Source organism: Pseudomonas sp. GM80 (genome assembly GCF_000282515.1).
GTDB lineage: Bacteria > Pseudomonadota > Gammaproteobacteria > Pseudomonadales > Pseudomonadaceae > Aquipseudomonas.
Genome location: NZ_AKJD01000100.1, coordinates 24,966 through 35,901, shown reverse-complemented (window position 1 = coordinate 35,901; position 10,936 = coordinate 24,966). Strand labels below are relative to the sequence as shown.

The 10,936-nt window shown below is 57.6% G+C and carries 12 protein-coding genes; 11 read left to right on the top strand and 1 reads right to left on the bottom strand.

Going from position 1 to position 10,936, the window contains the following annotated elements; genetic code table 11:
• From odhB to PMI37_RS16970, 9 genes are all read left to right on the top strand, one after another.
• Positions 1–945 (top strand): 2-oxoglutarate dehydrogenase complex dihydrolipoyllysine-residue succinyltransferase (gene odhB / locus PMI37_RS17010; RefSeq protein WP_008082974.1); only part of this gene is annotated, 945 nt, incomplete at its 5' end.
• A 109-nt stretch (positions 946–1,054) separates the two neighbouring features.
• Entirely contained in the window at positions 1,055–2,491 is a 1,437-nt protein-coding gene (lpdA, locus tag PMI37_RS17005) for a dihydrolipoyl dehydrogenase (RefSeq protein ID WP_008082973.1), read from the top strand.
• Positions 2,492–2,673: 182 nt separating this feature from the next.
• Entirely contained in the window at positions 2,674–3,840 is a 1,167-nt protein-coding gene (gene sucC / locus PMI37_RS17000; protein ID WP_007919879.1) for an ADP-forming succinate--CoA ligase subunit beta, read from the top strand.
• Positions 3,840–4,721 carry a succinate--CoA ligase subunit alpha gene (gene sucD / locus PMI37_RS16995; protein WP_008082972.1) on the top strand — a complete coding sequence of 294 codons (882 nt, stop codon included), beginning with the start codon at positions 3,840–3,842 and terminating at the stop codon, positions 4,719–4,721. The genes sucC and sucD overlap by 1 nt, the downstream gene beginning before the upstream one ends.
• Positions 4,722–5,167: 446 nt before the next feature.
• The gene (brnQ, locus tag PMI37_RS16990; protein WP_008082971.1) at positions 5,168–6,481 is read left to right on the top strand and encodes a branched-chain amino acid transport system II carrier protein; all 1,314 of its coding nucleotides are present in this window, start codon (positions 5,168–5,170) and stop codon (positions 6,479–6,481) included.
• Between the two features lie 255 nt (positions 6,482–6,736).
• A complete protein-coding gene (locus PMI37_RS16985) occupies positions 6,737–7,474 on the top strand; it encodes a DUF599 domain-containing protein (RefSeq protein ID WP_008082970.1) in 738 nt (245 codons plus the stop codon).
• Positions 7,474–7,875 (top strand): MAPEG family protein, encoded by a 402-nt coding sequence (locus PMI37_RS16980; protein ID WP_008082968.1) that lies wholly within the window; start codon positions 7,474–7,476, stop codon positions 7,873–7,875. Before PMI37_RS16985 ends, PMI37_RS16980 begins: the two co-directional genes overlap by 1 nt.
• 150 nt (positions 7,876–8,025) lie before the next feature.
• The gene (locus PMI37_RS16975; protein ID WP_008082966.1) at positions 8,026–8,823 is read left to right on the top strand and encodes a hypothetical protein; all 798 of its coding nucleotides are present in this window, start codon (positions 8,026–8,028) and stop codon (positions 8,821–8,823) included.
• Positions 8,824–8,873: 50 nt separating this feature from the next.
• Complete coding sequence (locus PMI37_RS16970; RefSeq protein ID WP_238552714.1) at positions 8,874–9,488, top strand: hypothetical protein; 615 nt, start codon at positions 8,874–8,876, stop codon at positions 9,486–9,488.
• A 79-nt stretch (positions 9,489–9,567) separates the two neighbouring features.
• Here the strand turns inward: PMI37_RS16970 and PMI37_RS16965 are convergent, their stop codons facing one another.
• Positions 9,568–9,804, bottom strand: coding sequence for a hypothetical protein (locus tag PMI37_RS16965; RefSeq protein ID WP_008082962.1), 237 nt, complete (start codon positions 9,802–9,804; stop codon positions 9,568–9,570).
• Between the two features lie 158 nt (positions 9,805–9,962).
• Between PMI37_RS16965 and PMI37_RS16960 the strand changes: the two genes are divergently transcribed.
• Complete coding sequence (locus PMI37_RS16960) at positions 9,963–10,439, top strand: PaaI family thioesterase (protein WP_008082960.1); 477 nt, start codon at positions 9,963–9,965, stop codon at positions 10,437–10,439.
• Positions 10,436–10,888 (top strand): PaaI family thioesterase, encoded by a 453-nt coding sequence (locus tag PMI37_RS16955; protein WP_008082954.1) that lies wholly within the window; start codon positions 10,436–10,438, stop codon positions 10,886–10,888. The genes PMI37_RS16960 and PMI37_RS16955 overlap by 4 nt, the downstream gene beginning before the upstream one ends.
• Positions 10,889–10,936 lie beyond the last annotated feature (48 nt).

The window sequence follows — 10,936 nt, the reverse complement described above, 5'->3', positions numbered from 1 at the left end:
GCGGCAGCCGCTGCACCGGCTGCTGCCGAGGGCGAAGACGATCCTGTTGCTGCACCGGCTGCGCGCAAGCTGGCTGAAGAAAACGGCATCAACATCGCTTCCGTTGCCGGCACCGGCAAGGGCGGTCGTGTGACCAAGGAAGACGTAGTCGCTGCTGTAGCTGCCAAGAAAGCCGCTCCGGCTGCCGCGCCTGCCAAGGCTGCTGCTCCTTCGGCCGCCGCTCCTGTGTTCGCCGCTGGCGACCGCATCGAGAAGCGCGTACCGATGACCCGCGTTCGCGCCACCGTGGCCAAGCGTCTGGTTGAAGCTCAGTCGAACATGGCGATGCTGACCACTTTCAACGAAGTCGACATGACTGAAGTCATGGCCCTGCGTTCGAAGTACAAGGATCTGTTCGAGAAGTCCCACAACGGCGTACGCCTGGGCTTCATGTCGTTCTTCGTGAAAGCGGCTACCGAAGCACTGAAACGCTTCCCGGCTGTTAACGCATCGATCGACGGCGCTGACATCGTTTACCACGGCTACGCGGACATCGGCGTTGCCGTTTCCAGCGACCGTGGCCTGGTTGTTCCGGTTCTGCGTAACGCCGAACTGATGAGCCTGGCTGAAATCGAAGGCGGCATCGCAACATTCGGCAAAAAAGCCCGTGACGGCAAACTGTCGATGGACGAGATGACCGGTGGTACCTTCACCATCACCAACGGTGGTACCTTCGGTTCGATGATGTCGACCCCGATCGTCAACCCGCCGCAGGCAGCGATTCTGGGCATGCACAACATCATCCAGCGTCCTATGGCCATCAACGGTCAGGTCGTTATCCGTCCGATGATGTACCTGGCACTGTCCTACGATCACCGTCTGATCGATGGCAAAGAAGCTGTGACCTTCCTGGTGACCATCAAGAACCTGCTGGAAGATCCGGCGCGTCTGTTGCTGGATATCTAAAAAACAGCGGCAAGCTTCAAGTTTCAAGCCACAAGCTCAAAGCGAGCGGGGTGGGCTTGGAGCTTGTCGCTTGCGGCTTGTAGCTTTATTGCTAAAGAGGATTTTTTGAATGTCGCAGAAATTTGACGTAGTAGTGATCGGTGCTGGCCCTGGTGGCTACGTGGCTGCCATCAAGGCGGCGCAGCTGGGTCTGACCACTGCCTGCATCGAGAAGTACACCGACGCTGAAGGCAAGCAAGCCCTGGGCGGCACCTGCCTGAACGTGGGCTGCATTCCTTCCAAGGCGCTGCTCGACAGCTCCTGGAAATACAAGGAAGCGAAAGAAAGCTTCAACGTTCACGGTATCTCGACCGGCGAAGTCAAAATGGACGTCGCTGCGATGGTTGGCCGCAAGGCTGGCATCGTCAAGAACCTGACCGGCGGCGTTGCCACCCTGTTCAAGGCCAACGGCGTTACTTCGATCCAGGGCCACGGCAAACTGCTGGCTGGCAAGAAAGTCGAAGTCACCAAGCCAGACGGCTCGGTTGAAATCATCGAAGCTGAAAACGTCATCCTGGCTCCAGGTTCGCGCCCGATCGACATTCCACCGGCTCCGGTTGATCAGAACGTCATCGTCGATTCGACTGGCGCTCTGGAATTCCAGACCGTACCTAAGCGTCTGGGCGTGATTGGCGCTGGCGTGATCGGTCTGGAACTGGGTTCGGTCTGGTCGCGTCTGGGCTCGGAAGTGGTTGTCCTCGAAGCACTGGACACCTTCCTGATGGCAGCGGACACCGCTGTTTCCAAGGAAGCACTGAAAACCCTGACCAAACAAGGTCTGGACATCAAACTGGGCGCTCGCGTGACCGGCTCGAAAGTGAACGGCGACGAAGTCGTTGTGAACTACACCGATGCCAACGGCGAACAGACCATCACTTTCGACAAGCTGATCGTAGCCGTTGGTCGCCGTCCGGTGACCACTGATCTGCTGGCTTCCGACAGCGGCGTGACCCTCGACGAGCGCGGTTTCGTGCACGTTGACGATCACTGCGCGACCACCGTACCGGGCGTTTTCGCCATCGGTGACGTGGTTCGCGGCATGATGCTGGCGCACAAAGCTTCGGAAGAAGGCATCATGGTTGTCGAGCGCATCAAGGGCCACAAAGCCCAGATGAACTATGACCTGATCCCTTCGGTTATTTATACTCACCCGGAAATCGCGTGGGTTGGCAAAACCGAGCAGGCCTTGAAAGCTGAAGGCGTTGAAGTTAACGTCGGCACCTTCCCGTTCGCCGCTTCCGGCCGTGCCATGGCCGCCAACGATACCGGTGGTTTCGTCAAGGTCATCGCTGATGCCAAGACTGACCGCGTATTGGGCGTGCACGTGATTGGCCCGAGCGCTGCAGAACTGGTTCAGCAGGGCGCGATCGGTATGGAATTCGGCACCAGCGCTGAAGACCTGGGCATGATGGTTTTCTCCCATCCGACCCTGTCTGAAGCCTTGCACGAAGCTGCTTTGGCGGTGAATGGCGGCGCCATCCACATTGCCAACCGCAAAAAGCGTTAACAGACAATAAGAAACCACGGCGGTAACGGCCCGTCGTGAGCCTTGCGAGCAAGTCTCACCGCGGAATGTCCGCTGGACGCAGTCTTGCGTAGCTCAGCTACGCAAGCAGCAGTCACAGGTGGCGCGGCACTCATACGAGCGCAGCGCCGAATGCGCAGTACCTAACGAAGACGGTAAAAAGCATGAATCTTCACGAGTATCAGGGTAAGCAGCTGTTCGCTGAATACGGCCTGCCAGTTTCCACTGGTTACGCAGTAGACACCCCGGAAGCAGCAGCAGAAGCTTGCGACAAAATCGGCGGCAGTGAGTGGGTTGTCAAAGCCCAGGTCCACGCTGGTGGTCGCGGTAAAGCGGGCGGCGTCAAGCTGGTTCGCAGCAAAGAAGACGCCAAAGCCTTCGCACAGCAGTGGCTGGGCAAGCGTCTGGTGACTTACCAGACTGACGCCAATGGCCAGCCAGTCACCAAGATCCTGGTTGAATCGTGCACTGATATCGCTAAAGAGCTGTACCTGGGCGCTGTCGTTGACCGTTCGAGCCGTCGCATCGTGTTCATGGCTTCCACCGAAGGTGGCGTGGACATCGAGAAAATCGCTCACGACACTCCAGAAAAAATTCTCAAGGCCACTATCGATCCACTGGTTGGCGCTCAGCCATTCCAGGGTCGCGAGCTGGCATTCCAGCTGGGTCTGGAAGGCAAGCAGGTTGCTCAGTTCGCCAAGATCTTCGTAGGTCTGGCCAAGCTGTTCAAGGATCACGACCTGGCTCTGCTGGAAGTGAACCCGCTGGTGATCAAGGCTGACGGCGATCTGCACTGCCTGGACGCCAAGATCAACATCGACGCCAACGCAATGTACCGTCAGCCTAAGCTGAAGACTTTCCACGATCCGTCGCAAGACGATCCGCGCGAAGCGCACGCTGCCAAGTTCGAACTGAACTACGTAGCACTGGAAGGCAACATCGGCTGCATGGTCAACGGTGCTGGCCTGGCCATGGGTACCATGGACATCGTCAACCTGCATGGCGGCAAGCCAGCCAACTTCCTCGACGTAGGTGGTGGCGCTACCAAAGAACGCGTAACTGAAGCGTTCAAGATCATCCTGTCCGACACCAACGTCGCTGCAGTACTGGTCAACATCTTCGGCGGTATCGTTCGCTGCGACATGATTGCCGAAGGCATCATCGGCGCTGTGAAAGAAGTCGGCGTGAAAATCCCGGTTGTTGTTCGCCTTGAAGGCAACAACGCTGAGCTGGGCGCTAAAGTACTGGCAGAAAGCGGTTTGAACATCATCGCTGCTACCAGCCTGACCGACGCTGCTCAACAAGTTGTCAAAGCTGCGGAGGGCAAATAATGAGCGTCCTGATCAATAAAGACACCAAAGTTATCTGCCAGGGTATTACCGGTTCGCAAGGTAGTTTCCACACCCAGCAAGCCATCGAATACGGCACCAAGATGGTTGGTGGCGTTACTCCTGGCAAAGGCGGCACCGAACACCTGGGTCTGCCAGTGTTCAACACCGTTAAAGACGCAGTAGAAGCCACTGGCGCTACCGCATCCGTGATCTACGTTCCGGCTCCTTTCTGCAAAGATTCGATCCTGGAAGCGGCATTCGGCGGCATCAAGCTGATCGTCTGCATCACTGAAGGCATTCCTACCCTGGACATGCTGGACGCTAAAGTTAAGTGCGACGAGCTGGGCGTAGTCCTGATCGGCCCTAACTGCCCAGGCGTTATCACTCCGGGCGAGTGCAAGATCGGCATCATGCCAGGTCACATTCACTTGCCAGGCAAGGTCGGTATCGTTTCGCGTTCCGGCACCCTGACCTACGAAGCTGTGAAGCAGACCACTGACGCCGGTTTCGGTCAGTCGACTTGCGTCGGCATCGGTGGTGACCCGATCCCGGGTTCGAACTTCATCGACATCCTGAAGCTGTTCCAGGAAGACCCGAAGACCGAAGCGATCGTAATGATCGGTGAGATCGGCGGTTCGGCTGAAGAAGAAGCGGCTGCCTACATCAAGGCACACGTGACCAAGCCGGTTGTTTCCTACATCGCTGGTGTGACTGCTCCTCCGGGCAAGCGCATGGGCCATGCTGGCGCAATCATCTCTGGCGGCAAAGGCACTGCAGACGAGAAATTCGCTGCACTGCAAGACGCAGGCGTTAAAACCGTGCGTTCGCTGGCAGACATCGGCAAGGCCCTGGCCGAGCTGACCGGTTGGGCTGTCAAGTAAGCCTCGCGCTTAGCTGACGCTTCACCAAACAAAGGCCACCTTCGAGTGGCCTTTGTCGTTTCTGCAGATCAGAAGATCAAAAGATCGCAGCCTTCGGCAGCTCCTACAGGGATGATGGTTGCCGGCCATGAATGCATTCCGACCGTTCGCCCTGAAAATGCAATTCCATGTAGGAGCTGCCGCAGGCTGCGATCTTTTGATCTTTGCCATCCCAACGAAAAATAGATACGTAAACGCGACACAAAAACGTCGCGTATCGGATAGTTCGCCCTCTAACAGTGCGTTTGTAAGCCAAATTCGTTAGGCTAGCAGCCATTTTTGCGTCTACCGCCCACAAGGCATGCAACGCGCTTTAAGGGTCAGTCCCATACGGATCGACAGCATTTCCCTAATTACACAGGGCAATCCCCCTCTAAATTCCGATTCAGTAGTGTGGTATTACCTTAATGAAAGTTTTGAAAGGTCAGGACATCCTGGCACTTGGCTTTATGACATTTGCCCTGTTCGTTGGGGCCGGCAACATCATCTTCCCGCCGATCGTTGGCTTGCAGGCCGGACCTCACGTCTGGATGGCCGCGCTGGGCTTCCTGATCACCGCAGTGGGTCTGCCGGTGATCACCGTCGTCGCACTGGCCAAGGTCGGTGGGGCGATGGACGCGCTGAGCAGCCCGATCGGCAAGGTCGCCGGCGGCATTCTGGCGGCTGCATGCTACCTGGCGGTCGGCCCGTTGTTCGCCACCCCGCGTACCGCGACCGTTTCGTTTGAAGTGGGCCTGGCGCCGCTGACCGGTGAAAGCCCGCTGGCGCTGTTCCTCTACAGCTCGGTGTACTTCCTGCTGGTGTTCTTCATCTCGCTCTACCCTGGGCGTTTGCTCGACACCGTCGGCCGTTTCCTCGCGCCGCTGAAGATCATCGCGCTGGCAGTGCTCGGCATCGCTGCATTCGCCTTGCCGGCCGGTGACATCGGTCACGGCACGCCCGAATACGTCGCGGCGCCGTTCTCCCAGGGGTTCATCAATGGTTACTTGACCATGGATACTCTTGGCGCGCTGGTGTTCGGTATTGTCATCGTCAACGCGATCCGTTCCCGTGGCGTCGAGTCGCCGAAGTTGATCACCCGTTACGCGATCATCGCCGGGTTGATTGCTGGTGTCGGTCTGGCGCTGGTGTACATCAGCCTGTTCCGCCTCGGTTCCGGCAGCCATGAAGTGGCCGTCGGTGCAACCAACGGTGCAGCGGTATTGCACGCTTACGTGCAGCACACCTTCGGTTCGCTGGGCAGCGGTTTCCTCGCGGTGCTGATCTCGCTGGCCTGTCTGGTGACGGCGGTCGGCCTGACCTGCGCCTGTGCCGAATACTTCAGCCGCGTGCTGCCGCTGTCGTACAAGACCCTGGTGATCATCCTTGCAGCGTTCTCGTTGCTGGTATCCAACCTCGGCCTGACCAAGCTGATCGCCTTCTCCATTCCGGTGCTGACGGCGATTTACCCGCCATGCATCGTTCTGGTGGCGCTGAGCTTCTGCAAAGACTTCTGGCATGAACACGGGCGTATTCTCGGCCCGGTGATGCTGGTGTCGTTCCTGTTCGGCAGTATTGATGCGCTGAAAGGCGCCGGACTGGCTGACTGGATGCCGACGCAGCTGTCGCACCTGCCGCTGAGCGAGCAAGGTCTGGCGTGGTTGGTGCCGTGCGTGATGACCTTGGTGGTTGCAGTGGTTTGCGATCGCCTGCTGGGCAAGCGCAGCGAAGCGGTTGCCTGACGTTGGCTGACCCGCCACAAGCAGGTCTTTAGCGCTTAAACAGAAATGCCCCGTATCAAACGATACGGGGCATTTTTTATGGGCGTCAGGCAGTGTCTTTTTCCCTAGGCTAACGTCGAAGAACTGCATCGCTTTTATGTAGGAGTGAGCCTGCTCGCGATAGCGGTGTGTCAGGTAACTTCAATGGTGACTGACACACCGCTTTCGCGAGCAGGCTCACTCCTACAGGTACAGCATCTATATTCAAGGAATTGCATGTCGTTCATCCAAGCCAATCTGATCCACCTGCTTGCCGCGTGCTGGTTTGTCATCTGCTGGGGCGGTTACACCCGTTATGCCTCGTGGAAGGGCCGCGACACCGCGTGCCTGGCCAGCGTCCTGCACTTGTACCGCGAAGACTGGATGCGCCGCATGCTGCTGCGTGACAACCGCATCGCCGACGCCAGCGTGATCGGCAATCTGGAGCGCAACGCCTCGTTCTTCGCCTCCAGCACGTTGATCATCCTCGCCGGCATTCTCACCGTACTTGGCGCATCCGAGCGCGCGGTGTCGTTGCTCGCAGACATTCCGATGGTGCAACAGGCCTCGCAAGGCATGTCGGAGATCAAGCTGTTGTGCCTGGCGATGGTGTTCGTCTACGCGTTCTTCACCTTCAGCTGGTGCATGCGTCAGTACAACTTCGCGGCGGTGCTGGTCGGTTCGGCACCGATGATCGGTGAGCGGCATGTCTCCGAGCAGGAACGCAAGGCGTTCGCTGCGCGGGCGGCGCGGGTGATTTCGATGGCGGCCAACCAGTTCAACTTCGGCCTGCGCTCCTACTACTTCGGCATGACCATGCTGGCGTGGTTCGTCAGCCCGTGGCTGTTCATGTTGCTGAGCGCCGGTGTGGTGTTGGTGCTGTACCGACGCGAGTTTCATTCCGACGTTCTCGATGTGATGGTCTATACCCCTACAGAGGCGCCTCTCCCTGAGGCGAACAAAGAGGTCGTTTGATGAGTATTCCGTTCTGGTGTGTGTTTATCAGTGCATTGTTGATTTATATCGCGCGCCTGCCGGTGGGCAAGGCGATGAAAGAGCAGGGCGGTTACAACAATCACCTGCCGCGCCAGCAACAGGCGCAACTGACCGGTTACGGCGCGCGGGCGCTGGCGGCGCACCAGAACAGCATCGAGGCGTTCATTTTGTTTGCGGTGGGTGTGCTGATGGCGCACACCACCCAAACGGCGGGATGGCTGATCGATACATTGGCGATCGTCTTTGTCATCGCGCGAATCATCTATTTGTGGTTCTACCTCGCCGATCTGCCCAAATTGCGCAGTCTGGTGTGGCTGGTCGGTCTGGTGTGTTCGTTGTTGCTGATGGTCAGTCCGACGTTCAGAACGGTATTGCTCTGAGCGAAGAGCTGCCGGCCAGACAGGCTAGTGGGCATCAGCCGAGTGTCGTTGTAACATCCGGCGTCGGTTTTTCATGGAAGGCAGTTCTTGAGCGGATTTCAACCGCGTAAATCACCCTTGCGCCGATTTGGCGGGTGGATAGGGGCGCTAATGCTGGGGACTGCGCTAGCGCAGGCCGCGCCATCCGCCCAGCCAGAGGTGCCCGAGGCAAAGCGCCTGGGCGATTTCCTCATTCGCCCGACGCAAAACAGTCTGTATGGTCCGGGGCCGCACTACACCATCGTGTTTCGCTCGCAGGAGTACTGGCCTTTCGGCGTGAACGTCGTCAAGGGTGTGCGGCCGATCAAGGCGCAACATGAAGGCCAGCCGATGCTTCTGGCGATCACTTCTCGCGCCGACAGCCTCGGCACACTGCTGATCAGCGTGCAGAACGGCACGCCGCTGTCACGCCTGCTCAGCCCGCTCCAGGATGAAAATTTTCCCGACTGGGGCGTGCCGCAACCCGGTCGCGAGGACCTGCTGCTGTTCGCCGAATCAGGCCTCGCGCTGGATACCCGAACCGGTGAGGTGCTGTGGTTCGACACCGCCGTCAAAGGCAGCGGTTACCGGGTTGTCGGGACGCTGATGTCGGTGTCTCCCGACAATAAAGTGGCCGCGTATCTGCGCTCGAAGGAAATACTGGTGGCCGGGCGCGAGGACGGCCTGGTAGCCGCTTATAAATTGCCGGCCGATGCCAATGTCGGTGAATTGGCCGACATCTTCAAAAGCGCTTACGCGCAAGCGGCCCAGGCGATCAAGGATGGCGTGCCCCACGTTAATAATCACCGGCAGGCTCGGGACATGCAGATTGCCTGGTTTGCACAGCGCTTCCATTGGCAAGCCAAAAACGACACGTGGGAACTGATTGGCCGCGGCCTCGGTCCCGCATTACCTCTTTCCGAGCGCTGAGCCTGATGAACAATTCACGGTCGGGTGACGGCCTCTTGCTGTTGATGGCAATGGCGGCCTCGCTGGGAGGTTGCGTGAGTAACAATGGCGCAACCGACAGAGAGTTTCTCTCGGAGAATCTGGATGCGAGCAAGGCGCTGCTGACGTTTGACGTCGAGTTTGCGCTGGCCCCGGATTACCAGCCATCGCAGAATAAATTTCACGGCGATGAGCGCGTCACTTACGGCGGTATCCCGCACATCGAAGTGCCTTATTTTCAGAAAGGCCTGAACGTCAAACAGGGTCTGACCGGGCTGCCCTACATCCTGCCCATTCCCTACCCGAAAGCCGGGATCGAGAATGGCCGCAGCGATTTCAAGGTATTCGGCCAGCGTCTGGATGAACAGCGCTATCGTTTTGTCGTGCCGACAAAATCAATGTGGAACAGTGGCCATACCTTCGCGTTGTTGTTTGAACGTCGTGAGCGGCATGAAACGATCACGTTTCGCTTTGACGACAAGACGTCCTGTGCAACGTCTTTGAACGTGACAACGCCGCAGTACGGTTATGCACTCTCTGTCAGTGCCAAGTTCAATAGCGGCGCGGGTTGTTTGAAGGTGTGTGATGGGCGACCCGGTTATCCCGGTGATTGTGCCTTTCAGCCACCGCCAACAAGTGGCGGGTAACGCTGATCTGACAATAAATCACAGGCAAAAGAAAACCCGCACTTGGCGGGTTTTCTTTTTTTCTGCAGCAAAAAGCGGATTATTGCTTCTTGGCAGCTTCGTCTTGCGCGGCGGCGTTCGATTCAGCCTGAGCTTTGGCAGCTTCGGCGTTTTCTTTCGCAGCGTCGTTCACTTTATCCTGAGCTTTGTTCATGTCTTGCTGAGCTTGTTCAGCATGTTGGTTGGCATCTTGAGCTTTGTCCTCGGATTTTTTATCGCAGGCAGCGAGACCGAGGGAAGCGGTCAACATCAAGGCAATAGCTAAAGTCTTACGCATGGGGTGTTTCTCCTTATGGAAAATAACTACTGGCCTTAAGAGCTTGGCGCTGAGGGTTAAGTTCCTCATTTCTTTCAGATATATAAGTTTGTTTTTACCGGGAACTTTTGCTGTATTGCTCACTACTGGCAATTGGCTCTAACGAGAGTAATTATCAAATGTCCGAAAACCCCGTTTTTGAGCGCGCGACGCGATTTTTATCGGCACTTCGTCATTGCCAAGTGCTCGGCTTAGCGGTGCACAGTGCTTCTGCGCAAGGGCTGACGGTGATCTTGCCGTACAGTGAAAAAATCGTCGGCAACCCCCAGACGGGTGTCATTCACGGCGGCGCGATTACTGCATTGATGGACACCGCCTGCGGGATGTCGACCCTGTGCGTGTTGCCGGAGTTCGAAGTCTGTCCAACGCTCGATCTACGCATCGACTATATGCATGCCGCTGAACCGAACAAAGACGTCTATGGTTTCGCCCAATGCTATCGGGTGACTACTGATGTGATCTTCGCCCGTGGTTTCGCCTATCAGGACGATCCCGAACAGCCCATCGCCCATGTCGTCGGGACCTTCATGCGTATGGGTAAAGGCCTTAAAGGCACCAAAGGCTTCGGCGGCGCGATCAAGGGAGCAGGTCAATGAGCGATGACCTCAAGCAGCAACTGCAGCAGGCCCACCAGCAGGGTGACTACGCGCCGTTGTTGCAATTGATCCCTTACGCCGGTTTGATCGGCATCGAATGCTCGCGTGTCGGTGATGACTTGTTGTTCAAGCTGCCAGCGAGCAAAGACAACATTGGTAACCCTTTATTGCCGGCCATTCATGGCGGGGTGATCGCCGGATTCATGGAGCTGGCGGCGGCACTTCATTTGCTGATTTTTACCGAAACGCCGGGCGTGCCGAAGATTATCGATTTCTCCCTCGATTACCTGCGCGCCGGGCAGTTCCGCGATACCTGGGCCAGATGTCAGGTGTGCCGGCAGGGACGGCGGGTGGCCAACGTCGCCATCACAGCCTGGCAAAGTACCGAAAGCGAACCGATTGCCACCGCGCGGGCGCACTTCAAAATCGATGAGCCCTTGAAATCCTGAACAGCGCCCCAAACTCACAAGACAACCCGCCGCCAACCATTTCGGGTC